This window comes from Nostoc sp. LEGE 12454, from assembly GCF_056620565.1.
Genome location: NZ_JBWQXL010000002.1, coordinates 136,398 through 160,374, shown reverse-complemented (window position 1 = coordinate 160,374; position 23,977 = coordinate 136,398). Strand labels below are relative to the sequence as shown.

26 protein-coding genes and 1 tRNA gene are annotated in these 23,977 nt (G+C 42.7%); 14 read left to right on the top strand and 13 right to left on the bottom strand.

Annotated elements, in window-relative coordinates; translation table 11 throughout:
* Nucleotides 1-520: 520 nt before the first annotated feature.
* Nucleotides 521-787 carry an extracellular matrix/biofilm regulator RemA gene (remA, locus tag AC1F2U_RS02860; RefSeq protein WP_041233849.1) on the top strand — a complete coding sequence of 89 codons (267 nt, stop codon included), beginning with the start codon at nt 521-523 and terminating at the stop codon, nt 785-787.
* Nucleotides 788-953: 166 nt separating this feature from the next.
* The gene (gmk, locus tag AC1F2U_RS02855; protein WP_480259960.1) at nt 954-1,553 is read left to right on the top strand and encodes a guanylate kinase; all 600 of its coding nucleotides are present in this window, start codon (nt 954-956) and stop codon (nt 1,551-1,553) included.
* A 66-nt stretch (nt 1,554-1,619) separates the two neighbouring features.
* Here the strand turns inward: gmk and AC1F2U_RS02850 are convergent, their stop codons facing one another.
* The 3 genes from AC1F2U_RS02850 to AC1F2U_RS02840 form a co-directional block, all read right to left on the bottom strand.
* Nucleotides 1,620-2,141: a photosystem I reaction center protein subunit XI gene (locus tag AC1F2U_RS02850; protein ID WP_334842804.1), complete on the bottom strand. Its 522-nt coding sequence runs from the start codon at nt 2,139-2,141 to the stop codon at nt 1,620-1,622.
* 276 nt (nt 2,142-2,417) lie between these two features.
* The gene (gene psaJ, locus AC1F2U_RS02845) at nt 2,418-2,567 is read right to left on the bottom strand and encodes a photosystem I reaction center subunit IX (RefSeq protein WP_334842806.1); all 150 of its coding nucleotides are present in this window, start codon (nt 2,565-2,567) and stop codon (nt 2,418-2,420) included.
* A gap of 39 nt (nt 2,568-2,606) precedes the next feature.
* Nucleotides 2,607-3,101: a Photosystem I reaction center subunit III gene (locus AC1F2U_RS02840; protein ID WP_480259754.1), complete on the bottom strand. Its 495-nt coding sequence runs from the start codon at nt 3,099-3,101 to the stop codon at nt 2,607-2,609.
* 287 nt (nt 3,102-3,388) lie between these two features.
* Between AC1F2U_RS02840 and tsaD the strand changes: the two genes are divergently transcribed.
* A complete protein-coding gene (gene tsaD / locus AC1F2U_RS02835) occupies nt 3,389-4,438 on the top strand; it encodes a tRNA (adenosine(37)-N6)-threonylcarbamoyltransferase complex transferase subunit TsaD (protein WP_480259753.1) in 1,050 nt (349 codons plus the stop codon).
* Between the two features lie 101 nt (nt 4,439-4,539).
* On the opposite strand, the gene AC1F2U_RS02830 is transcribed toward tsaD, so the two are convergent.
* Nucleotides 4,540-5,457 (bottom strand): alpha/beta fold hydrolase, encoded by a 918-nt coding sequence (locus tag AC1F2U_RS02830; protein WP_480259752.1) that lies wholly within the window; start codon nt 5,455-5,457, stop codon nt 4,540-4,542.
* Nucleotides 5,458-5,565: 108 nt separating this feature from the next.
* Nucleotides 5,566-6,285, bottom strand: coding sequence for a hypothetical protein (locus AC1F2U_RS02825; RefSeq protein ID WP_012410214.1), 720 nt, complete (start codon nt 6,283-6,285; stop codon nt 5,566-5,568).
* 471 nt (nt 6,286-6,756) lie between these two features.
* Between AC1F2U_RS02825 and AC1F2U_RS02820 the strand changes: the two genes are divergently transcribed.
* From AC1F2U_RS02820 to AC1F2U_RS02795, 6 genes are all read left to right on the top strand, one after another.
* Nucleotides 6,757-7,308, top strand: coding sequence for a GNAT family N-acetyltransferase (locus AC1F2U_RS02820; protein WP_322671979.1), 552 nt, complete (start codon nt 6,757-6,759; stop codon nt 7,306-7,308).
* A gap of 309 nt (nt 7,309-7,617) precedes the next feature.
* Nucleotides 7,618-7,691, top strand: a tRNA-Pro gene (locus tag AC1F2U_RS02815).
* A gap of 596 nt (nt 7,692-8,287) precedes the next feature.
* Nucleotides 8,288-9,115, top strand: coding sequence for a Tic22 family protein (locus tag AC1F2U_RS02810; RefSeq protein ID WP_480259751.1), 828 nt, complete (start codon nt 8,288-8,290; stop codon nt 9,113-9,115).
* A gap of 25 nt (nt 9,116-9,140) precedes the next feature.
* A complete protein-coding gene (gene prmC / locus AC1F2U_RS02805) occupies nt 9,141-10,031 on the top strand; it encodes a peptide chain release factor N(5)-glutamine methyltransferase (protein WP_480259750.1) in 891 nt (296 codons plus the stop codon).
* A 56-nt stretch (nt 10,032-10,087) separates the two neighbouring features.
* Nucleotides 10,088-10,672 carry an L-threonylcarbamoyladenylate synthase gene (locus tag AC1F2U_RS02800; RefSeq protein WP_480259749.1) on the top strand — a complete coding sequence of 195 codons (585 nt, stop codon included), beginning with the start codon at nt 10,088-10,090 and terminating at the stop codon, nt 10,670-10,672.
* A 121-nt stretch (nt 10,673-10,793) separates the two neighbouring features.
* A complete protein-coding gene (locus tag AC1F2U_RS02795; RefSeq protein ID WP_480259748.1) occupies nt 10,794-11,735 on the top strand; it encodes a sensor histidine kinase in 942 nt (313 codons plus the stop codon).
* Here the strand turns inward: AC1F2U_RS02795 and AC1F2U_RS02790 are convergent.
* From AC1F2U_RS02790 to AC1F2U_RS02770, 5 genes are all read right to left on the bottom strand, one after another.
* Nucleotides 11,698-12,168, bottom strand: coding sequence for a GNAT family N-acetyltransferase (locus AC1F2U_RS02790; protein ID WP_480259747.1), 471 nt, complete (start codon nt 12,166-12,168; stop codon nt 11,698-11,700). The two genes, AC1F2U_RS02795 and AC1F2U_RS02790, sit on opposite strands and share 38 nt — an antisense overlap.
* 180 nt (nt 12,169-12,348) lie before the next feature.
* Nucleotides 12,349-12,762, bottom strand: coding sequence for a hypothetical protein (locus AC1F2U_RS02785; RefSeq protein WP_480259746.1), 414 nt, complete (start codon nt 12,760-12,762; stop codon nt 12,349-12,351).
* A gap of 72 nt (nt 12,763-12,834) precedes the next feature.
* A complete protein-coding gene (gene secF / locus AC1F2U_RS02780) occupies nt 12,835-13,824 on the bottom strand; it encodes a protein translocase subunit SecF (RefSeq protein WP_480259745.1) in 990 nt (329 codons plus the stop codon).
* A complete protein-coding gene (secD, locus tag AC1F2U_RS02775) occupies nt 13,821-15,233 on the bottom strand; it encodes a protein translocase subunit SecD (protein WP_480259959.1) in 1,413 nt (470 codons plus the stop codon). The genes secF and secD overlap by 4 nt, the downstream gene beginning before the upstream one ends.
* Nucleotides 15,234-15,377: 144 nt before the next feature.
* Nucleotides 15,378-16,361 (bottom strand): alpha-ketoacid dehydrogenase subunit beta, encoded by a 984-nt coding sequence (locus AC1F2U_RS02770; RefSeq protein ID WP_099100369.1) that lies wholly within the window; start codon nt 16,359-16,361, stop codon nt 15,378-15,380.
* 310 nt (nt 16,362-16,671) lie between these two features.
* Here AC1F2U_RS02770 and AC1F2U_RS02765 point away from each other — a divergent pair, with 310 nt between their 5' ends.
* From AC1F2U_RS02765 to AC1F2U_RS02755, 3 genes are all read left to right on the top strand, one after another.
* The gene (locus tag AC1F2U_RS02765; RefSeq protein WP_480259958.1) at nt 16,672-16,869 is read left to right on the top strand and encodes a DUF6888 family protein; all 198 of its coding nucleotides are present in this window, start codon (nt 16,672-16,674) and stop codon (nt 16,867-16,869) included.
* 135 nt (nt 16,870-17,004) lie between these two features.
* Nucleotides 17,005-17,214 carry a hypothetical protein gene (locus AC1F2U_RS02760; protein ID WP_480259744.1) on the top strand — a complete coding sequence of 70 codons (210 nt, stop codon included), beginning with the start codon at nt 17,005-17,007 and terminating at the stop codon, nt 17,212-17,214.
* A gap of 197 nt (nt 17,215-17,411) precedes the next feature.
* A complete protein-coding gene (locus AC1F2U_RS02755) occupies nt 17,412-17,633 on the top strand; it encodes a putative toxin-antitoxin system toxin component, PIN family (RefSeq protein ID WP_480259957.1) in 222 nt (73 codons plus the stop codon).
* On the opposite strand, the gene AC1F2U_RS02750 is transcribed toward AC1F2U_RS02755, so the two are convergent.
* The 3 genes from AC1F2U_RS02750 to AC1F2U_RS02740 form a co-directional block, all read right to left on the bottom strand.
* A complete protein-coding gene (locus tag AC1F2U_RS02750; RefSeq protein WP_480259743.1) occupies nt 17,572-17,766 on the bottom strand; it encodes a hypothetical protein in 195 nt (64 codons plus the stop codon). The genes AC1F2U_RS02755 and AC1F2U_RS02750 overlap by 62 nt on opposite strands.
* Nucleotides 17,767-17,934: 168 nt before the next feature.
* The gene (gene hemB, locus AC1F2U_RS02745; protein ID WP_335158304.1) at nt 17,935-18,915 is read right to left on the bottom strand and encodes a porphobilinogen synthase; all 981 of its coding nucleotides are present in this window, start codon (nt 18,913-18,915) and stop codon (nt 17,935-17,937) included.
* 390 nt (nt 18,916-19,305) lie between these two features.
* Nucleotides 19,306-19,665 (bottom strand): DUF4870 domain-containing protein, encoded by a 360-nt coding sequence (locus tag AC1F2U_RS02740; RefSeq protein WP_480259742.1) that lies wholly within the window; start codon nt 19,663-19,665, stop codon nt 19,306-19,308.
* Between the two features lie 124 nt (nt 19,666-19,789).
* Here AC1F2U_RS02740 and prfC point away from each other — a divergent pair, with 124 nt between their 5' ends.
* Nucleotides 19,790-21,418: a peptide chain release factor 3 gene (prfC, locus tag AC1F2U_RS02735; RefSeq protein ID WP_480259741.1), complete on the top strand. Its 1,629-nt coding sequence runs from the start codon at nt 19,790-19,792 to the stop codon at nt 21,416-21,418.
* Between the two features lie 186 nt (nt 21,419-21,604).
* The gene (locus AC1F2U_RS02730) at nt 21,605-23,875 is read left to right on the top strand and encodes a M48 family metalloprotease (protein WP_480259740.1); all 2,271 of its coding nucleotides are present in this window, start codon (nt 21,605-21,607) and stop codon (nt 23,873-23,875) included.
* Nucleotides 23,876-23,977 lie beyond the last annotated feature (102 nt).

The following is a 23,977-nucleotide window of genomic DNA, read 5'->3' as shown; positions in this document are numbered from 1 at the left end:
TTGAAATAATTACAAGAACGAGATTTAGAACATCTTGATTAGGATAGTTTGATTGAGAAGATTCAAAGATTGGATAATGAACAATAACACAAGTTTGAAAGTTATTTACTTCTTTTGAAATGCTCTGGCGCGGTATAGCCCCTTGTTAAGGGTAAGCTAACTTTTTACAGCACGGCGTAAATAAACTACCCATTTCAAATCAGTAAAATGCTTACGCCGTATTCATTTTGAATTTTGTTCGCGAGTCCGCAAGCCTCATTGTGAATTTTGAATTCGCCTCTTGTGGTACTAGTTATTTTCATAGAAGATACATCACCTAACTAGCTCGTATCAGTATGATTTTGCCTGTATCTTTAGGAATATTTTTAGGAAAAATAGCTAATAATAGCTAAAAGAAGCAGACATTATTTAAAAACGCAGATTGGCTTGAATTTAAGCGTTGTAACTCCCGTTTTTTGGCGATAACATGGAAAGAAGTTTATTTCAAGCTTTATCAAACCGCGTTTAGCGTCAGTTTTTTATGGACATTCAGTTAATCAACATTGGCTTTGGTAACATAGTGTCTGCTAACCGAGTCGTTGCCATTGTCAGTCCAGAGTCTGCCCCGATTAAGCGGATTATTACCGATGCACGAGACAGAGGTCAACTGATTGATGCAACTTACGGTCGTCGGACTAGGGCTGTAATTATCACCGATTCCAGCCACGTAATTCTGTCAGCGATTCAGCCAGAAACGGTAGCGAATCGCTTTGTGATTTCTCGCGAGCATCAAACTGTAGATAATTGACTAGCAGTGGGTTTTTCCTACTCCTCTTTGCACCGTATCGGTAGTACCATGTGAATTAGACAAATTTTCTGTCACTCTTGCTACAAATTCTTTAGTCACCAGTGGACTAGACCAGGAACACCAGACTAATGAATAATATGTATTGATTGATTCACAGGTTGAAGGGATGATGCCAGTTTTACCCATCCAGAGTAGTGCGACTACCGAAGAATGCTTACATTTAGGCAGGCTAATTGTTTTAACTGGCCCCAGTGGGGTCGGTAAAGGCACTTTAATGCGATCGCTCCTAAAGCGTCATCCAGAACTCTATTATTCCGTATCCGTGACAACTCGTTCTCCCCGTCCAGGGGAAATCGATGGCAAAAGTTATTACTTCATCAGTCGCAGTAAGTTTGAGCAATTAGTTACTGAAGGTGAATTTTTAGAATGGGCAGAATTTGCTGGTAACTATTACGGCACACCCCGTGAAGCAGTACTTAACCAAATTCATGCTGGTAAGTTGGTGGTGCTGGAAATTGAACTAAAAGGGGCAAGACAAATTCGTGCTTCCTTCCCCAGTGCCCTCAGCATTTTTATTTTACCGCCTTCCTTTGATGAATTAGAGAAACGAATACGCTCTCGTGCCCAAGATTCTGAAGAGGCGATCGCCCGTCGTCTGCTCCGTGCCCAAGAAGAAATTCAAGCCGCAGATGAATTTGACATTAGAATCGTTAATGACGATTTTGAAACTGCTTTAAATGATATTGAAGCTGTTTTGTTTAAATAAATTAGGAGTTAAGAATTAGAAGTTATGAATTTAAACTCCTAACTCCTAACTCCTAACTCCTAGTAATTAACCAAATAGACCTTGAATTAGTGCTAAATTACTAGTCAAAAAGTAAGCAACTACTGCACCACCAATACCACCAATCAAGAAAGAACTGCCGAAGTTGTTCCAGCTTTCTTTAGAGTTAAAAGCATCTGTTGGAGGCTTGGGTACGGTAACACTAGGAAGTGCTTTGGGTGGATTGCTATTTGCATACAGCGATAGAGCGCCTGTGAGAACTACAACCAAGCCAATGGCTGACAGTAACCCAGCTAAGTTAGCATTATCTGTGTCCCGCAGTGGCCCTAATTTGGCAAAGGGTCCAAATAGCCAGTAACCATGAGCCATACCAACTTCTAAACCGCGTCTAGCAGGAGCCAGACCTGGGCGATAAGCAGGTAAATTATTAATAAACCCCTTGACCAAGGGAGAAGAATTAACCGGGGTTTCTAGGTTGCCTATCTGTGGATCGCCAAATGCGGGAAAAACAACTTCCCGATTTCTAGGATCACTGGGAAGATTCTTTGATGCATCTACTGCTTGTGCCATATTTTATGTTCGCCTCTAAATTAAAATGGTGGCATTTTTATATTAATAATAATTGTCGCTAAAGATGTCTTTTTGCTAGGAAGTTTAGAAAAGTTAATTTAGCTTATTTTAAAACCGTGAAACTCGCGATCTGTAAACAGTATCACGAGTTTCAAAAAACTATTTTTGCCGACTATTTTAGTGATAATTCTGCTTAACTAAGCTGAATACATCAACTACACAATATTAAGCAAAAAACAAGACATTGATTCAACAGTCCTAAATCCTATTTGACACTTATGGTAGTGGGTGGAAAAGTAGATCGGGGAAAAAGCGGTTGAATTCAATCAAGATACCTGCTGTGATGGTCAGCCAAATGGTAGCTGCTACAGGCGCTGTGGTAATGAATTTAATCAAATAAGCTGATTGATCGCCTTTGTCTGCCATGAATTTAGTCTCCAAAACGAATGAATTAGTTAAGCTGATTTAGCGTGGAGAAATAGGGATTTCTGTATCCTTGGCTGCTAATTTTCCAGACAGAAGTTCTTGGACTGCTGCTACTGGCCAAGTAAAACCTGACGCTATTATGGGTAGTGCCAAACCAAGATCGATTTGGATTTCTTTTAGTTCAGTGTTCGGGTCTTTTTTGACCGCTTGCAGATAGGCACGACCTACCCAGCCAATCCAACCAGCAATATATAGAAACAAAATGCTAGGGATCAAAAAGTCACCAGCATGATTTAGACTACCATCAACAATCAAGTGGGGGTATCCTTCAGGGCCGCACAGCTCCTGAGAATAACGCTCAAACCGCTTTCTCCCAGATTCGGGATCGGCAGTGGTATTACGGGCATTAGCAGCTAGCTGTTGAAAAGCGGGATTGTCTTTGCACGGTGTCAAATTCGCCCCTAAAGCTTGTGCTGGGGGGGCAAAGTTGAACCAAAGACTAATCGCTAACATCAAAGCAAACAATCGTCGCATAGAGTTGTTTCCTTTTATTACAAAACAAGAAGTTCTTTGTACAAAACGAAGCGGCTTGTACAGTTGTTTATTTGCATAACTAGGAAGTCATCATACTCTTGGGTGGGAACCGAGTAAAGTTTAAGTAAATAAAAGTTAAAGCTTCTCAACCAAAATAGAGTGCTGAATGCCCAAAAAGAAGCGCTAAGTATAAGAATTGTTGTTGTAGGGTAGTAAAGAAGCAAGATTTTCTCTCTCTCTCTATTACTCAGGACTCCAGACTCAGCACCCAGCACTGATTACTCTCAATGACAACCGTTTTAGCAATAGAAACCAGTTGTGATGAAACAGCCGTCGCAATTGTTAACAATCGTAAAGTTTGCAGCAGTATTGTATCCTCGCAAATTCCAGTCCATCAGCAGTACGGCGGCGTAGTACCAGAAGTAGCCTCTCGCCAGCACCTGGAAACGATAAATGTTGCGATCGCACAAGCCCTAGAGCAAGCTCAACTAGACTGGGGAAAAATTGACGCAATTGCCGCCACTTGTGCCCCTGGACTTGTAGGAGCGCTATTGGTGGGATTAACTGCTGCCAAAACCCTAGCAATGGTACACAACAAGCCATTTTTGGGAGTTCATCACCTCGAAGGTCACATTTACGCAACTTACTTGAGCGAATCAACTTTAAATCCCCCTTTTCTTAGCTTACTGGTTTCAGGCGGACATACAAGCTTGATTTATGTCAAAGATTGTGGTAATTACGAAACATTAGGACAAACCCGTGATGATGCTGCGGGTGAAGCTTTTGATAAAGTGGCGCGATTGTTAAAGTTGGGTTATCCGGGCGGACCAGTGATTGACAAGTTGGCACAGCAGGGCAATCCTCAAGCCTTTGCTTTACCGGAAGGAAGAGTTTCTTTACCTGGTGGGGGGTTTCATCGTTATGATGCGAGTTTTAGTGGGTTAAAAACGGCTGTATTACGTTTAGTGCAGCAGTTAGAGAAAGATAGTGGACAAGTACCAGTGGCAGATGTAGCAGCTAGCTTTCAGGATACAGTAGCGCGATCGCTAACCAAAAGAGCGATCGCCTGTGCCCTTGACTATGGTCTAGACACAATTGCCATTGGTGGCGGTGTAGCAGCTAATAGCGGCTTGAGAAAAAATCTCCAAGCCGCCGCCGTTAAACATAACCTACGCGTCCTATTCCCACCTCTAAAATTCTGTACCGATAACGCCGCCATGATTGGCTGTGCCGCCGCTGACCATCTATTCCGTGGTCATACATCGCCCCTCACGCTAGGCGTTGAGTCTAGGTTAGGGCTTACCCAGGTGATGAAGTTGTATCAACCTATTGAGTAGTCATTCGTCATTTGTCATTTGTAACGACCAATGCCCAATGCCCAATACTTCTCTACGAGAGGCTACGCCAACGACTTCGCTCAGTACAAGTGCCCAATGCTCTATACCCTATAACTATTGACTATTGCCCGGATGTGATCTGCCACTGCATCCGGCTGTTCCAACATAGCCAGGTGTCCGCAATTAGGAATTTCCAGAACATTGTCACCACAATACTGAAAAAGCCTGTGAAAGCTGGCTAAATGGCGCACATACTTGGGTTCCATAACCTTGTCTTCTGCGCCAGCCAAAAAATAAACTGGCTGCTTCAGTTGAGATACTAGCTCAGGTAAACGATTGATTTCTTCTTCAGTTGTGGAGTCTAACAAAGTTCCCAAAGCCGCTTCTGGGTCAGCCACAACGAAATCTATTACCCGTTGACGTGCCCAATGGCGCTCTAAAGGACGAACTACACTAGCTCTGGTAAACAGCAAATCAATCAAAGGCACTTGGGACAGCCAGCGCGGACGAACTTGCAAAAATTTCTGACCCGCCGAGCGAAATTGCTCAAAGGCTTCTTTGAGGTAAATACCACCGCCAGCGTTGATACAGATAACTCCCTTAACACACTCAGGCATTTGATCTGCTCCCCAAAGAGCGATCGTTCCGCCTAATGAGTGACCAATTAGCCAAGCACTTCTAATATTCAACTGTTTCAGGAGAGCTGCTAAATCTTGAGTATACGCAGCAGGAGTATAAAGAGAATCGAAAGATGAGTCAACCGTACTACTGGAGATGGGCGTCAGACTCAAAGACGTTTGTGCTCGACTAAAATCGGTTTTTACCTGGGATTGGGATTCACCAAAACCCCGCAAATCATAGGACAGGCACTGCAAATCATTTGATAGGCGGGAAATCACAGGTTGCCAATATCCACGGCTATTGAGCCAACCGTGGATAAATACTAAAGCATGGGGGCAGGAAGTGGGAGCCGTTAGCTCGTATGCGTGTGGAACGCCCAAGATTTCGATAGTTGCCATACTTGTATCGTACCCTTAAGGACGGGTGCGACTAAATACTAAAGTGGAAAGAGTTAGAAGTTAGAAGTGAGAAATTTTTAACTCATAACTCATAACTTCTCACTTTTTTCATTTACCCAGCAACCTCTGTCGCACTCCTTCAGCAATTTTGTGACCCAGATATTCAGGAATCAGGCTTTCATTTGGCCCCAACAAGTAGAGAATTAGCCGTGTACGTCCGCGCCAAACCAGTAAATTGGCATTGACTACCAAAAGGTCTTCCTGCCAGATAGCGTACATCACTTTATAAAATAATCCTGGTTGATTATCAGCTTCAATCACTAGGGCAGGGAGATGAAAGACCGGATCGACATAGAATTCAGTTTGTACCTGCTCTAAGCCAGTGTCAAGATTAAATTCTACTGCCAACATCTCTTCTACCTCAAACCGACCTCCTAAAGCCTCGCGAATGGCGCGACAGACATTTTCTGCGGTTTTCTCGGTCAAGGCTTTACTACCACGAGATACCAACAGTTTGATAAAAACTAACATTGGCGGACGGATTTGACCGTATAGACTTAGACCGTGGATAGTCAACCCATAAGCTGCTAATACACCAAAAATATCGCTGAGGAGAAAAGACTGGTTGCGGTAAGCAAAATGCAGGGCACTTTTGCTACCTTCCGGTTTTAGCTCAATAACAGCACGTCTAGTTTTATAGAGACGGTAGGCTAGCCGCAAATTTTGCAGTTGAATTTCACTACTGACGAATTGCTCATAAAACTGGGGAAACGCTCGATTAAAGCGCTTTAGGAGTTCCAGTGTCGAAGATTTTAAACCAGAAGCCATTGTTAAGGGTAAAACTCGCTTGCTTTCGTCATCTGGGGGCTGGGTGTTGGGGGTTAGGTATTAAGGACTGTGAGGATTGAGGACTGGGAGGACAAGAAGGAGACAACAGAAGAGTGTTCTCGATACCCAATGCCCAATCCCGTGTATACAATTCACTCCTAAGCTAACGTGCATTTAAGCTCTATAGGAGCAATTGCCAGGATTAGGTTTTTCCATTATGAATTTTAAATTTTGAATTGTTTATATCGTTACCCTTTTGGTGAATTTCTCCTAGCCTTTACAACAAAATGCTAAAGTTGAAAATGATTGGTGTGAAACACGCTCTAACTGGCTGTTACCATTGCAAATCCCGAAAACAACCGAAAAACTTTGAGTGTAATAGGGTAATAAATGGGGGTAGCGATGTTAAAAGTGAATCAACACTCCTAAGAGTGGAAACCAATTCAGTTATACTACCCGAACCGCGTTGGCATGGGTTTTTGGAAAACTTGGTTTAGTACTCCTGAATCTGTAGGGACAACTAGGACAAATCTCTTTGAAGAGCATACAGCAGAAACTGCGGGCAACTCTAGCCCCAGTAGTATTAGCGAAGCTGCTTCAAAGGAGGCTCGGATCGTCTTCAGCACGGAACGAGATATTGACCTATATGAGCTAGAAGAACTCTGTGATGCAGTTGGTTGGTCGCGTCGTCCTCTAAGAAAAGTAAAAAAAGCTATTGAGCATAGTTTTCTCGTTGCCTCAATGTGGCAAGTGAGAGGAAACCAAAAGCGGCTCATTGGTTTTGCTCGTGCTACCTCAGATCACGCCTTTAATGCCACTATCTGGGATGTAGTGGTTCACCCAGACTTTCAAAGTCAAGGACTGGGCAAGGCGCTGATGAAATACGTTCTCAAAAAACTTAGGAGTGAAGAAATTAGTAATGTCACTCTCTTCGCTGACCCCCATGTTGTAGATTTCTACCGAACTATGGGGTTTATGGCCGATCCAGAAGGCATCAAAGGCATGTTCTGGTATCCTCATTAATGCTCAATCCAAATAAAACCCGATTCGTACAATAAAATCAGGTATAGTAGTACAAATCTATTATTTAAATTTGGTTTGACAAGGTTTAGCCGACGAACGCACAAGTAATATCTCTTGTAAAACTAAGTCGGCAGACAAACCTTTAACCTTTATCAGTCCAAATATCTAATCTAGCTAGTATTTGCAGAAGATATAAATATATTAGGCATCAGCAGGGTTATGTGATATGATTGCCTTAACGCTTTTGTGAAAGCGCGATCGCTTTGATGGGGAGCTAAAAACCAAACCCAAAAAAGCGGATGAGTATAACGGGATGTAGCGCAGCTTGGTAGCGCGCCTGCTTTGGGAGCAGGATGCCGCAGGTTCAAATCCTGTCATCCCGATTTAACTAATTAATATAGTTAACAGTTAGAGCAGTTAGGTAGATTTTATTTAATAACATCTGCAATTTAATTAGATATTTTTATGCAGAAGACGAATTAAGTTGTTCTGCTGTTGCGGCTTAACAGGTAAATTTTGCGATTAAGTAGTAAGGTAATTTTTAACACTGAGCTTTGTATAGATTTGAGAAGCTATTAAAGCAATCGCAGATGGAACGATTGATTAACTAATAGCGTCAACTATTTTTAGAAAAAGCCGATAAAATGGCATTCATCATCTCCAAGGTTGGAGAGATGGAGAGACTTTTTGCTGTTTGAGAAGACATATAATAAGCATCTACGGCATTTCGCGGTCAATAGCGAAGCGAAACCTAGAAAAACACAACGTTAGCACAGCCAATTTGTGAAAACGATACTATAGCAACTCTAAATAGTTAGGGAACATTGAATTTTGACCGTTGACGCTTAACACTCAACCTCAACGGGCATAATGAATTTTTCACAACTAAAATGAATTGCTATATAACTAAAGCTAGTTGGTGCTGTGCAAATCCAACCATTTGTTTAATTTAATTGGACTATTGATGCGAGGAGCAGTCATGAAATCATTTATTCGCTTAGGCGCAACATTGGGTATAGCTGGCAGTGTATTTTTAACAGGGCTTTCAGGAATAGCCAATATACCAGGAATGGGCAATCTAGAGGCGATCGCTCTGCCACAAGATCAGGTTGTGAAAAAGCTCCAAGAAGTACCAGTATTCACGCTCACCAATCCTAAAGGCGAATTCGTAGTTCTTTCGAGAAACAACGCAAACAACGCATCCAAGCCAGTGTCACAAGTGGGATTTTTTATTAGCAAGCAAGATGCTCAAAAATTCCTTGACAATCGACTCAAAAAAGAAAATCCCCAGTTAGCAGGCACTCTACAGGTTAGACCTTTGTCCTTGGCAGACTACTATAAAATAGTCCAAGAAAGCAAAAAGAAATCAGATTCTGTGATTTATACCTTAGTTCCGACGCAACAGCAAGTAGCCTCGGCAACAAGTATGCTCAATCAAAATGGTAAAAAGGTAGAGCAATTCAATGGTATTCCCCTATTTGTACCAAAATTTAAGAAAGATAATAGCTATCTGACTATTCCCCTTGCTAAAGGTAATGAGCGATACATCCCTTTCTTTTTTGAGAAAGAACAAGCAGTGGCTCTGTTAGAGGAATTCAAAAAAGCCGTACCAAAAGAAGGAGCCAATACTGAAATTCAGGTAGTGGATTTGTACGGTGTTATGGAAGCTCTCAATAGCAGCAGCGATCCTAGTATCAATAAAATTGTTCTCTATCCATCACGGGAGTCGATCAACTTTATTCGCTCCCTTGCGCCAAATCAATCACCCGCTGCCAAGCCAGCTGCTGCCCCCGCTCCGAAAAAATAACGGATATGCGCTCCAAGGTTGAGGTATGGGGGAGAAACATCTGATAGTCTCTGGTTTACAACTTTGGCAGTGGCGGAATGCAGCTCTCAAAGCAGCGATCGCCACTGATGTCCCACCAATGGAAGTAGATTGGTTGCTCCTGGAAGTTGCTGGATTAGACCGCTTGGCACTGCGTTTGGAGTCTTTTAAAAACTGGCCGCAAATTCAACTGCAATTGCCGCTAGAAGAGTTAGAACAGTTGTGGCAGAGGCGATTAAATGACCGCTTACCAGTGCAGTACATTGCCGGAGTTACACCTTGGCGTCAGTTTAAAATTGCGGTGTCGAGTGCGGTTTTGATTCCTAGACCAGAGACAGAGTGTTTAATCGATTTAGCTGAAGCATCTGCTAGTAATACTTCAGGACACTGGGCGGATTTAGGGACTGGGAGTGGTGCGATCGCCATCGGACTAGCAGATGTCTTGCCAAAAGCAACAATTTATGCAGTTGATTACAGTTTAGAAGCTCTGGCGATCGCTCGAACCAACGCTGATAATTTGGGTCTTGCTGACCGGATTCAATTTTATCAAGGTTCCTGGTGGGAGCCACTGACATTCTTAAAAGGTCAGTTCAGCGGTATGGTATCAAATCCCCCTTACATACCCACCAGTACCTTACCTACTTTGCAACCAGAAGTTTTTAACCACGAACCACATCTGGCTTTGGATGGTGGCGCTGATGGCTTAGATTGCATTCGTTATTTGATCGAAATCTCCCCCAGTTATTTGCAATCGGGTGGCGTGTGGCTAATTGAGATGATGGCTGGACAAGCGGATGCCGTGCGAGAACTTTTACAAAATCAAGGTAGCTATTGTAAGATTCAAATTCACGCTGATTTAGCTGGAATTGAACGTTTTGCCCTGGCCTACAAAAGTTAGGAGTGATGAGTGATGAAATTCCTCACTCCTAACTTGTAACTCCTAATTTTGTAAACATGACCCAAGTTTCTCTAACAAATCTAATAGCTGGCGCACGTGCTGGTCTTTTGGTGAGCTTTCCGACGGATACTGTTCCGGCACTTGCAGCAATACCAGAAAAAGCAGCATTAATTTTTGCAGCGAAGCAACGCAGTCAAGACAAACCTTTGATTTTGATGGCATCTAGTGCTGAAGATTTGTGGTCGTATGTCAAAGGTAGTGAGAATGAATATAAAGTTTGGCAAGAATTAGCAGATAAATATTGGCCAGGAGGGCTGACATTAGTTTTGCCAGCGAGTGAACGCTTACCAAAAGTTATGAATCCCATCGATCCAACGACAATTGGTATTCGAGTACCAAACAGTGCGATCGCTCAAACTATTTTGGCGCAAACAGGCCCTCTTGCCACCACTAGTGCCAATTTTTCTGGTCAGCCGCCTTTGCAAACAATGACAGAAATTGAGACTCAGTTTCCCCAGGTTCTGACTTTAGCAACGACAGAATACCAGAGTGAAATACCAGGGATGGGTATACCTTCCACCGTTGCTAAATGGACAGGGATAAATTGGCAGATTTTGCGACAAGGTGCGATCGAGTTATAGATTTCGAGTGATAACCAAGTATAGGTAGCTATAATGTTGTTTTCATGGTGTTAACAACAGAGAAATCTGAAACTTTAGTTTGCGCTGTTGTACTTAATTAACAAGTTAATAATTGCCAGATATGAATTGGAGCAACTGGATATATCTAGGAGTAGGAATAGCACTAGGTATGGTTTTCCGTCAGTTATTTGGGCGATGGCTACGCCCAAAGCAGGCATCGCCTAATGTTTTATCTAGCTCATCCCCAGTAGCGCCATCAGTTGAACAGGATATGCCACCAATATCGCAACAGCTACAGCAAACACAGCTAGCATACCTGATGGCAAGGGAAATGAGCCAGTTTAAAGCTGGTTTTCTGGCGCGGACTACCCATGAATTGCGATCGCCTTTTAATGGTTTGATTGGCTTACATCAATTAATTTTGTCAGATTTGTGTGAAAATCCAGCTGAAGAGCGAGAATTTATTGCTCAAGCTCACGAGCGAACGCTGAAGCTGTTGAAGCTAATGGATGAAATTCTCAACGTTGCTAGAACTGAACACGGCACCAATAAATTAGATATTCAGCCCAGACCCTTAGCCCAAATTTTAGATGAGGTTCATGACTTAACTTATATGCTGGCGGCAAATCGCAATTTTCCCTTACAAATATTACCCGCCGACTCAGAAATTTATGTTTTGACAGATTACCTCTGGCTCCGCCAAGTATTGATAAGTTTAATAGACACTGCCATTACTCAGATGGAGGAAGGCAGCATTTGTATTTCCACTAGCACTCTACCTACAAATAATTTTGTAAACATTTGGCTGGATTTACCAACCCATGCTATGCCTTGGAGCGAGCCGATTGATTTGCTCAAATTTGAAGATCGGTTGACCCAGATTGACCAAAAGAAGGCTGCTCTCTCCCCAGGAATGAGACTATTAATCAATCAAACTTTGGTGGAAGTTATGGGAGGAAAGTTAGAAATCTTGCCCTCGACTACTGTGAAGGAACCACTTCAACAGCTTACCAGACTACAAATCTCTATCCCCCTAGTGATTCCTGAAACTGAACTTCTGTAGCAGAAACAAAAGCACGATTAGCTTGATTGTGTAACACCATCGTAGTGGTGCTGTTGGTTTGAAAACCAATCTTTTCGTAGAAACCCTGTTGGTAAGTAGTCATCAGGTAAACTCGCTCAACTGACTTCATACGAGGATGTCTCAAAACGGTTTCTACTAAATTGCTTCCCAACCCACTATGTTGATACTCTGGATGAATCACAACATCCCAAATTGTGGCGCGATAGATGCCATCAGATGTTGCTCTTGCAAAGCCAATGAGCCGATCGCTATTCCAGACGGAAATCACTGGCTCACTATTGGCAATAGCTATACCTAAGTCTTCAATACTGCGTCCCTTTGCCCAGAAAGCGGAAACGTTTAACAGTTCTTGGAGTTGATAAAGGTCAATTTTAGACTTGCGATCGCTAAATTTAATCTGAAGATCGTTCATGTATGGCATTCACTTTTAGCAGTATCTTTGAGCAGACATTTGATGAAATTAAATATGCATTATTCAGAAGTCTTGTAGAGACTTAGCACTACTAAGTCTCTACATTCTTTTTCAGCAGATGTCTAGTTTGGTTAAGTCATATTTTGCTATAAATTGCTGTACGTGTAGAGAAAAAAAAATTTAATGACAAACCCACTTCCATAGAGGATGAGTTGCTCCCTGTTGACGTATCCGATAAACTTGTTTTTCTAAACGTTGTTTTTCCTGCGGTGGCAGTCCGAGTAGAATATTCCGACTTTGCCAAACTAAAACAGCAGCAGTCATCCCCAGACAAAAAGCGAGACCGAAGGTAGACAGTGGATGGTAGAACAATCCAAATCTCACTGCCACCCAGGTAAAATATTGTTGCCACAGAGCAATTTCTCCACGTAGACCCCACAAGGAGACAGGCGCAACAGTCAGCCATAGACAGCCCACAAATAGCCACCTGCCATATACTGTTAGCTGATGTAGCCTTTCTACTTGTTGAGCAAACGATGGGTCAGATTTCTCAAAATCTGGGACACTATTTAATCGTTCTTCCGGTTGATCCATAGGGGAATAAAATTGCAAGGCGTGGGTGAGCAATTCAAAATGCTTTTACCCAATTGTGAAATATACACAAGTTTAACTATCCTGGGAACTAGGAGATGTATCAATCGAATCAGCGTTGTCTAACACCTGGGATTCTCCTTTACGCTCTCGCCACCAAGTTAGAAGAGTACTGGCGATGAAAATACTCGAATAAGCTCCCATTGTGAAGCCAATAATCAAAGCAAGGGAAAAGTATTTCAGTGTTTCCCCGCCAAATAGGAAGATTGCAGATAATGTCAGTAATACGGTTAAGGTAGTGTTGATCGATCTTGTCAATGTTTGGTTAACCGCATCATCTACAATTTCGGCAATCGGCTGTTCGGGATGGATTTTAAGGGTTTCCCGAATGCGATCGTAAATTACCACTGTATCGTTGACTGAAAAACCTGTGATGGTAAGTAAGGCGACGATAAAAAGGCTATCTACTTCGATACCCGCCACCAAACCCAAAATTGAAAAAGACCCTACTGTAATCAAGATATCGTGGAGTAGGGCAACGATCGCAAACACAGCATAATCTAACTGGAAACGGAAAGTCATGTAGATAGTAATACCGATGAAGGAAACTATCAGAGCTAACATCCCGGATGTAAACAGTTCTTTTCCCAAGGTGGGGCCAACGGAGTCAATCTGGTTCTTTTGCGGGTCAAAAACGCCGATTTCTTCGCTCAAAGCGTTTTGTAATTTGGTACGCTGATCGACACCCAAATCTTTTGACCGAATTAGTACGCCATTTTCTGCACCATTTTCCGAGACAAGTTGGATACTGCTATCACCTAGTCCCTGCGCTTTTGCTACTTCCCGGACAGCGTTGATATCAATTGGTTTGTCGCAGTTACCGGGTTTGGTGCAATCTCGAACAAACTGCAACCGCGTACCACCGATAAAATCTAAACCGGGGCGTAAGGGTGCGCGAATATTAGGTTGTTGCCAAGAAATCACCATTGAGATGATACCAGCGATGATGATAGCGGCAGAAATACTCCACCAAAGCGATCGCGATTTATTAATACTTAGTTTCATTGAGTCACCTCTGCCTTATTTGATGCTGGCAGGTTTGGACAGAAAAGTTCTGTCTTGCGCAAGGAGTGAATTGAAATTGCCAAAAATAGCAATGTCCGACTACAGGTAATTGCAGTAAACATACTCACAGCTACCCCCAAAGCTAAGGTAAGAGCAAAGCCTTTGACTAAACCAGACCCCAGCCAAAACAGGGCAGCGCAAGCAATCCATGTAGTGACGTTGCTATCTAAAATACTAGAAAATGCCCGATAAAAACCAGATTCTACAGAACGATACAGAGATTTACCCGCCCGCAATTCTTCTCGCGTCCGTTCAAAAATTAGCACATTGGCATCAACTGCCATCCCAATACTGAGAATAAAACCAGCAATTCCTGGCAAAGTTAGGGTAACGCCCAACAAAGCAAAGGTTGCCCAAGTTAAGAGGGAGTAAATTACTAGTGATATATCCGCAATCAATCCTGGTAGTCGATAGTAAACCACCATGAATATTAATACTAAAGTCAAACCACCGACTCCAGCATAGATACTACTTTGAATGCTATCTTTACCCAAGGTTGCTCCGACTGTCCGCCTTTCTGCGATTTCTACTGGTACGGGTAATGCGCCACCGCGTAACTGCACGCCTAAGTCATTGGCTTGCTGGGCGGTAAAACGTCCTGTAATCACGGCAGAACCACCTGTAATACCAGTAGCGGCAAATTCTATACCCACGGTGGGAGCGCTGATCAGTTCATTATCCAGAAAAACACCAATGCTACGCCCAGTACCGGCGAGATTTTTCGTTAAATTGGCAAACAGTTCGCCACCCTTTTGGTCGAAGCGAATAGCAACATTCCAGTTGTTACCTTGAGTGGGTTCACCGTATGCATCCTTGAGGTATTTGCCAATTAGTGGTGGATTAGTGCTTTCAAACAATTCTGCGATCGCTTGATTATTTTTCTGTAAATCTTCTTGATTTTTGACAATTGCCGCTTTGTCGGTACTCTTTCTTAATTCTTCTTGCTTAAATTTCAATTCGGCTCTAGATGCTTGAAAAGCAAGTAGTTGAGTTTCTGTATTTGCCTTTTGGGTACGAAATTCTAACTGTGCTGTACCCCCTAGCACCCGTTCAGCTTGTTCTGGATCGTTAACTCCTGGTAGTTGCACCAATATTTTATCTGTGCCGACTGTTTGGATTACTGGCTCAGAAACACCCAAACCATTAATCCGGCCTTCGACAACTTTCTTCACACCTTCCAATTCGCGTTCGGTGATTTTGGGAATATCCGCTGATGGTTTCACCTGAATTGTGAGTTGTGAACCTCCGCGCAAGTCCAGCCCTAGAGGTATCGGAATTGTGGCAATCACCGTAATAGCGGCGATTATCAGGACTAAAATCAAAATTAATAGCGATCGCTGTCTTTGCATACCATAACTCGCAACTGACAAACGCTATAATAGCGTTCTTTTGAGGAGTTATGAGTTGGGAGTTTGGGGATGGGGCATTGGGCATTGTTATTCTTTTCTTGCCCCTCTGCCCCTCTGCCCCTCTGCCTCGTCAGTCTTTAGTGCCTAAACTCGCAGTGCTACCATTTTTTCCACAGCTTCTACGATTTGCTCTGGTTGGATGATTGTTAGTCGTTCCAGATTGCCGTTGTAAGGTGTGGGAATATCTTGGGAAGAAAGCCGCAGTACTGGCGCATCCAATTCATCGAATAAGCGATCGTTTATTGAGGCGATGACTTCTGCTCCAATACCCGCAGTTCGCATCGATTCTTCCACAACAATGACTTTATGGGTTTTACGTATTGATGCACCAATGGTATCAAAATCTAATGGTTTGAGGGATATTAAATCGATAACTTCTGGATCGTATCCTTGTTTTTCAAGAGTTTTTACGGCTTGCAGCACATGATGGCGCATTCGAGAATAGGTAATAATTGTGACATCTTTTCCCTCACGCACAATTTCTGCTTTATCTAGTGGTAGTAAATATTCTTCTTCTGGTAAATCTTCTTTCAAGTTGTAAAGTAAAACGTGTTCAAAGAACAACACTGGATTATCATCGCGGATAGCGGATTTCAGCAGTCCTTTGGCGTTTCTTGGTGTGGAACAGGCAACAATCTTTAACCCTGGCACAGCTTGGAAGTAGGTTTCTAGTCGCTGGGAATGTTCTGCGCCTAGCTGCCGTCCTACACCTCCAGGGCCGCGAATTACCATTGGAATTTTAAAGTTACCACCAGAAGTATAGCGGAGCATCCCAGCGTTGTTGGATATTTGGTTGAAGGCGAGCAGTAAAAAGCCCATGTTCATGCCTTCAATGATCGGACGTAACCCAGTCATTGCGGCTCCCACAGCCATCCCAGTAAAGCTATTTTCAGCAATGGGGGTATCTAGAATGCGGAGTTCGCCATATTTTTGGTACAGGTCTTTGGTAACTTTATAGGAACCGCCGTAATGTCCAACATCTTCACCGAGAACGAATACGCTGGAGTCACGCGCCATTTCTTCATCAATGGCTTCCCGTAAGGCGTTGAAGAATAGTGTTTCTGCCATTTAGACCTTTTAGTACGATTATGGTTTTAGAATTTTATCGTGCTGCTGTCACAAATACAGTGAGCGATCGCACTAGTTAGAGTTTAGGTTTTTTAAATAAACGGCCCCTAGCATAGAGCGAGTGATTGCCATAACTATATCAAAGCTATTTAACTTCGATTTTAGATGTTTTATGAGCGATCGCCTGACACTCTGGCAAATGCGGCTGATTTATCTATGTAATAAAACGTAGGTTTCTGTGTAAAATATACTCAAAAATTCCCGATTGAAAGATACTAACTTACTCCAGTCACACCAGAGTAAGTAAAAAATTTGTTGTAGTAATAATTTAAATATACCTACTGTAGAACAATTGAAAACGTTATTTATCTTAAGTTTTTGGGCTAATAAAATGTATTTACCTGTGTTTTTGGTGCAAATCCATGAACGAATAAAAAATCTTATAATTCTCGCTGGTGAAGAAAATGAAATTATAATTTACCTAGACGGCAAGTGGAGATATGTATGAGTAAACCAGATTTTATGACAATGCCCCGGAACCAAATAAAAGGATAAAATCGAATCAGACTCAAATATTAAAATTCTGAAGATAGCTATTGTTGCCAAAGTCACGGCTGATGGAAAGCTAGAAATTCCTCCAGAAGTGTTAGCACAGCTTCAGCCGTCTACTGAGTATGAAGTATCGGTTACAGAAGATGAAATTGTGTTGAAAAAAATTAGTAACCCGAATGTAGATTTAGATGAATTTCTGCAAGGCTTAGAAAATTTAGAACCCGATCCTAATCAACCAACGCTGGAAGAAATTAGTGAAATTGTCAAGGATGTCAGACAAGAGTTATGGTCTAATCCATGAGAGTTATCCTTGATGTAAATGTTTGGATTTCAGCTTTGTTGTAGGGAGGTATTCCTGGTAAAACCTTGCGTTTAGCAAGAAATCAACAAATTAATATATTTGCTTCTGAATTTTTATTATTGGAACTAGAAACAACTTTTAAACGTGATAAATTCCAACTACGAATACAACAAAGAAATTAGACAGTTGAGGATTTTATTTCTGTAGTCAAGGGTTTATCAAATGATTGTCCGACTATCTCTGTAGATGCTCCTCAATTACGCGGTCCAAAAGATAATTTAGTTTTGGCTGCGGCTGTTGCGGCAAATGCTGAAGCAATTGTTACTGGTGATTTAGATTTATTGGTGTTGATAGAATTTAACGGAATTCCAATTTTAACTCCGCAAGATTTTTTAAGTCGTTATTTCTCAAATTCATAATTAGAAGTTCATCAAGCCAGTAAATTGCCTCCTTAATTAAGCGTCCGATCAACTCACTGTTGTCCGTTTGCTCATGAGCCAAGATATTGGCTAACTGCCGTTCTGTTTCTTCGTCGAGTCTGACACTGAGCATAGTTTTATCATACTTGCAATACACGTATGACAAAACTATGCAGATTAGTTAAATTTTGTTTGAATTTCGCACTAGCTCAAGCCATAAACAAAGAATCTCACGCCTAAACACTAAAACACAACTCTGCGTGAGATTTTCTCAATTCTTATCATCATTCAATCGCACACCTTACTTTAACCATCTTGCCGCATCTTTGGCATGATAAGTCAAAATCAAATCTGCACCAGCGCGTTTAAACCCAGTTAAAGTTTCCATAACCACCCGCTCTTCATCAATCCAACCATTCAGAGCCGCAGCTTTCACCATCGCATACTCACCAGAAACATTGTAAGCTGCAACTGGCAAGTTACTTGCTTCCTTGACGCGCCAAATAATATCCATGTATGCCAAAGCTGGCTTAACCATGAGCATATCAGCACCTTCAGCGATATCTAATTCAATCTCTTTAATCGCTTCGCGGGCGTTACCTGGGTCCATTTGGTAAGTTCTTCTGTCCCCAAATTGTGGTGTCGAGTCTGCTGCATCTCGAAATGGGCCATAATAACCCGAAGCATACTTAGCAGCATAAGATAAAATCGGCGTATCTTGAAATCCTGCTTCATCCAAACCCTGACGAATCGCTTGCACAAACCCATCCATCATTCCTGAAGGCGCGATGATATCAGCACCGGCTTTTGCTTGAGAAACCGCTGTTTTCTTCAACAATTCCAGAGTTGGATCGTTTAAAACTCGTCCTGTTAAATCACCAGTTTGTAAATAACCACAATGACCGTGGCTAGTATACTCACACAAACAAGTATCAGCAATTACAACTAAATCTGGCACTGCTGCTTTTACCGCCGTCGCCGCTTTCTGGACGATACCGCAATCATGCCAAGCGCCAGTGGCATCCACATCTTTATCAGCTGGAATACCAAATAGAATAATAGAAGGAATCCCTAAGTCGTAAACTTCTTTTGCTTCTTCAACAATTTTATCTACCGAAAGTTGGTAGACTCCGGGCATCGATTTCACCTCATTAGCGATTCCCTCACCCGGTACAGCAAATAGTGGGTAGATTAAATCGTTTGTTGTTAAAACAGTTTCACGAACCATCCGGCGCAGTTGAGGATGAGTACGCAGACGACGGGGGCGATGTGTAGGAAACATAAAATTTTATGAAGAAAAACAACGCAAATGGACACAAAACAAAGCGTCACAAAAGCAGGCTAAAATTTTCCTGCCGTCAGACAGACTACAAACAGTGCTTAACTGTCCTTTGCCCTACTCTTAATCAAGTTGTGGGGCAATTTTGTATTCTACAGCTTGGTTGCACCTATACGACGGACTGGAAAAAAAACAACATTATGAAGCAATTCAAAATGATAAGACTGTCTGTTGGCAAAATCTTGGCGAATTGAGGGTTGAAATTTAAACGCAAAGGGGCGCGGAGGTAAACGCAGAGGCACGCAGAGAATTCGCTACAAATTAATAGAAATATTGTAATTGATAACAAATAATTTACAATGCCCAATGCCCCATGCCCAATAATAATTTGTGTTAAAAAACTCGGAAAATATAGGGATAACGGAAGGGTGTATCAGGATTGCTGAAAACTCCGATGAGCGCCCAAATTGTTAATCCCCAGTGTAATAGATATCCCAGACCGGCTAGTGGCCCCAACAATAATAGTGGTAGCACCAACCAACCGAATAGAAAAAACAGCGCTCCCAGAATTGCACCATAAAACCAGACATTAAAGTGGAAATTGATCGATTCTTTGGCGTTTTCTTTAACAACAGGATCGTTAGATATGAGCAGTATGGCGATAGGTATGCCTACAGATACCAATGTTGTGCTGAAAAAAATCGCTCCATGAGACAAGGCAGATAGAAGCTTTCGCTTGTCTGTGTCGTACATTGCTTTCTCCTATTTAGTCAGATTGTTGGTTATACTACGACCCTATCATGAGCATCGTTGTCTTAAGATTAAAAGACTTACCAGAGCCAAAAAAAATTAAGCTAGCTAACAAACAAATACATTTATGTCTACTGAACTTCAGTCTGAACTTATTCAAGCAGTTGAACTTCGCCGCAACTTTGCGATTATATCTCACCCCGATGCTGGTAAAACTACACTAACTGAAAAGCTACTTCTGTACGGGGGTGCAATTCACGAAGCTGGTGCCGTTAAGGCACGACGGGCACAGCGAAAGGCCACTTCTGACTGGATGGCGATGGAGCAACAACGGGGTATTTCCATTACCTCCACAGTGTTGCAATTTGAATACCGGAATTGTCAAATCAATTTATTAGACACTCCCGGACACCAAGATTTCAGTGAAGATACTTATCGTACCCTTGCCGCCGCAGATAATGCCGTGATGTTGATTGATGCGGCAAAAGGTTTGGAACCCCAAACGCGCAAATTGTTTGAAGTGTGTAAGTTGCGGGGTATCCCAATTTTTACATTTATCAACAAGCTCGATCGCCCCGGAAGGGAACCTCTGGAACTGTTGGATGAAATTGAGCAAGAATTGGGATTGCAAACCTATGCGGTAAACTGGCCGATTGGGATGGGCGATCGCTTTAAAGGTGTTTTTGACCGACACAAACAACAAATTCACCTGTTTGAACGCAGCGCCCACGGCAGCCGAGAAGCCCGTGATACGATAGTCGAATTAGGCGATCCGAAAATAGAAGAACAGCTAGAACAAAGCCTGTACCACCAACTAAAAAACGATCTGGAACTGTTAGATGGAGTTGGGCCAGAGCTAGATTTAGAGTTGATACACGAAGGCAAAATGACGCCTGTGTTCTTTGGTAGCGCCATGACTAACTTCGGGGTCGAGTTATTCCTCAAATATTTCCTCGACTATGCCCTCAAACCCGGTTCTCATGTCAGCAGTGTGGGCGAAGTTCCCCCTACATACCCGGAATTTTCGGGGTTTGTCTTCAAACTGCAAGCGAATATGGACCCGAAGCACCGCGATCGCGTCGCATTTATCCGGGTTTGCACTGGTAAGTTTGAAAAAGATATGATGGTGAATCACGCTCGCATTGGTAAACTCATCCGTCTATCTCGCCCGCAAAAACTTTTTGCTCAAGAGCGAGAATCAATTGATGTGGCTTATCCTGGCGATGTGATCGGTTTGAATAATCCCGGTGTTTTTGCGATCGGGGATACAATTTACACGGGACAAAAGCTCGAATATGAGGGGATTCCGTATTTCTCGCCGGAACTGTTTGCATCTCTGAGGAATCCCAACCCCTCGAAGTCTAAACAATTCCAAAAAGGCGTTGCGGAATTGCGAGAAGAAGGTGCTGTGCAAATTATGTATTCAATTGATGAAGCCAAGCGCGATCCAATTTTGGCGGCGGTGGGTCAGTTGCAATTCGAGGTAGTACAGTTTCGCTTACAAAATGAGTATGGTGTAGAAACCATATTAGATTTATTGCCCTACAGTGTCGCCCGTTGGGTTGAGGGTGGTTGGGAAGCATTAGAAAAAGTGGGACGAATATTCAATACCACTACAGTTAAAGACAGTATGGGACGACCAGTGTTGCTATTCCGTAATGAATGGAATTGTCAACAGTTATTGGGCGACCATCCAGAGTTAAAATTAAGCGCGATCGCTCCAGTATTTTCTAGTCAACAACCAGTGGAGGAATGAAGAAGAATTCAGAATCCAAAATTCAGATGAAGACTCAACTGAATTCTGACGACTGACTCCTGAATTCAATCTTTATCGTTCACTTGACAAACAAAACTTGAGCGCGGTTGATTTCCACGGCATCCGAGGTTCGCGCTTTTGCACAAACGTGGATCATTTAGAAGAGATTGGAGTGCCAGAATTTGTATGCCTTCACATGCCAAACCGTCTTTGGAGGCTGGTTTAGTTGCCCTCAAGCAGGGAAATTACCAAACAGCGATCGCCCAACTAGAACCTATTGCTAGCAGCCATAATGGGACTGCTAGCTTACAAGCTCAGGTTGGTTTAGTGATGGCTTATGCTCGCACTGGCGAAGTTCCCAAAGCGATCGCTATTTCCCAGAATCTCATTGAGAGTAACAATCCGCAAGTTCAAGAGTGGGCAACACGCGCTCTCGAACACCTGACAAAACGTAAAAAACCTGAGCAAGAATCAAAAAAAGTCGAAACTGGATTTGTTCCCTTTGAGAATTCAACGCCAGATTCAACCCCCATTACTCCCCCGGAAACTCCTACATCAGAGGAAAAACCAAACGATCGAGTCATAGAAACCAAAAGTGACGACATCCCGCCGATGGTGCCATTAGCTAGACTCAAAGCTACATTAGCGACACCGCCACCACCGCCAGCACCGGCTACACCCCTAAGCGGCTTCATGGGTTCCGTTACCCGCACTCAAGCTAAATTATTCGGTGTTATTTATTGGCGACAAGCACAACGAGCCAAAGCATGGCAACCACTACGTAAACCAAAATTAATTCCCTTACGGCTACTATCGGCAGGAACATTCATCGCCCTGTTTTGGGTAATACGAGAAATCCTCAAGTTATCACTGGGATTAATCAACCAGACTTTAGTCAAACTACCTTATCTGGAACCGATACAGCTTTTATACCAAGATCCTACTCAACTGTTGCTGATTGCATTGGTGATTTTAATCGGGGTATCACCTTGGTTGCTGGATCTGCTACTGGCGAATTTGTATGGTCAGCGAGAATTTCCGAAAGATGTATTGAATACTCATAGCCGCGAAGCCGTTCGAGTGCTACAACGTTGTTCCCAACAGCGGCACTGGCCGTTACCCAAACTGCGGATTTTACCAACGGCTGCACCAATTATTCTGACTTATGGTAGTTTACCACGTAATGCCAGAATTGTTGTGAGTCAAGGGCTATTAGAGCAGTTGGCAGATGATGAAATCGCCATTCTTTACGCTACGCAGCTCGGGCATATTGCTCACTGGGATTTTGCTGTAATGTCTTTGTTGCTGCTGGTGACACTACCAACTCATAAGCTATATCAGCAAATGTCGGAGTTGGGAGACAAAATATCAGCGAAAATTTGGCGCTGGCCGGTGACAATTCTGGCGAGTCTAATTTATGGAGTTTGGTGTTTACTGACTGGAACTGCATTGTGGTTGTCGCGGTTGCGGCTTTATTATAGCGATCGCGTCGCCGCTGAAATTACTGGTAATCCCAATGCTCTGATTCGCGCTTTACTCAAAATTGCCATTGGCATTGCCACTGATATCCAAAAACAAGAACACACCAGTTGGCAACTAGAAAGCTTAAATCTTTTAACACCAGTCAGCTACCAACAGAGTTTATCTTTGGGCACTATTGCCAGTAATCTATCTTTTGAATCCTTTTTGAAGTGGGATACCGCCAATCCCTATCGCCGATGGTTTACGATTAATAATAGCCATCCTTTAATGGGCGATCGCATCGAACGCCTCTGTCAAATAGCTCGTCACTGGCATCTAGACACCGAACTACATTGTGCTAGCGTTCCATCAAAGGTTAAGCGTCAGTCTTTTCTATTACAAGTCGCTCCCTGGTTGGGAATTCCTCTAGGGGTTCTGTTTGCAGCTTTAGTTTGGCTAACCTGGCAACTAGCATTCACACTCAAGTTTTTAAATCTAAAGTGGATATATGAAGATTGGTCTTTCATTACAGGCTGCCTTCTGATTGGCTTTAGCATCGGTACTGTGATGCGGATTAATTCTTTCTTCCCCGATATTAAACCTGCCACCGTACAAACTGACGACAGCTTACCCAACCTGTTAGCTGACCCTTCTGCCTTACCTATTGATAGCGTCAGCGTGCGTCTTGTGGGTAAATTATTAGGTCGTCAAGGTACTAGTAACACCCTAGCGCAAGATTTAATCTTGCAATCCAGCGCAGGTTTGGTGAAATTACACCACATTTCTTGGCTAGGACAGTCAGTCAATCACCAGGATCTAATCGGGCGGCAAATTATCGTCACAGGTTGGTTCCGGCGAGGGGCAACACCTTGGATCGATATCCAAACCCTAGAAACTCAAAGTGGTAAGACCATTCATAGTCCTCATCCCATTTGGTCTACTTTTTTAGCTGTTGCAGCACAGGCTTGGGGCGCATACGTCTTTCTCACTGGTTAATCATTGGGCATTGACAAGGGACAAAGGACAAATCGGAATGTAAAGAAAAGTTGCAGGTTTTTTTAACAAATGTTACATTTATTTACACAAACAAGAGCAACC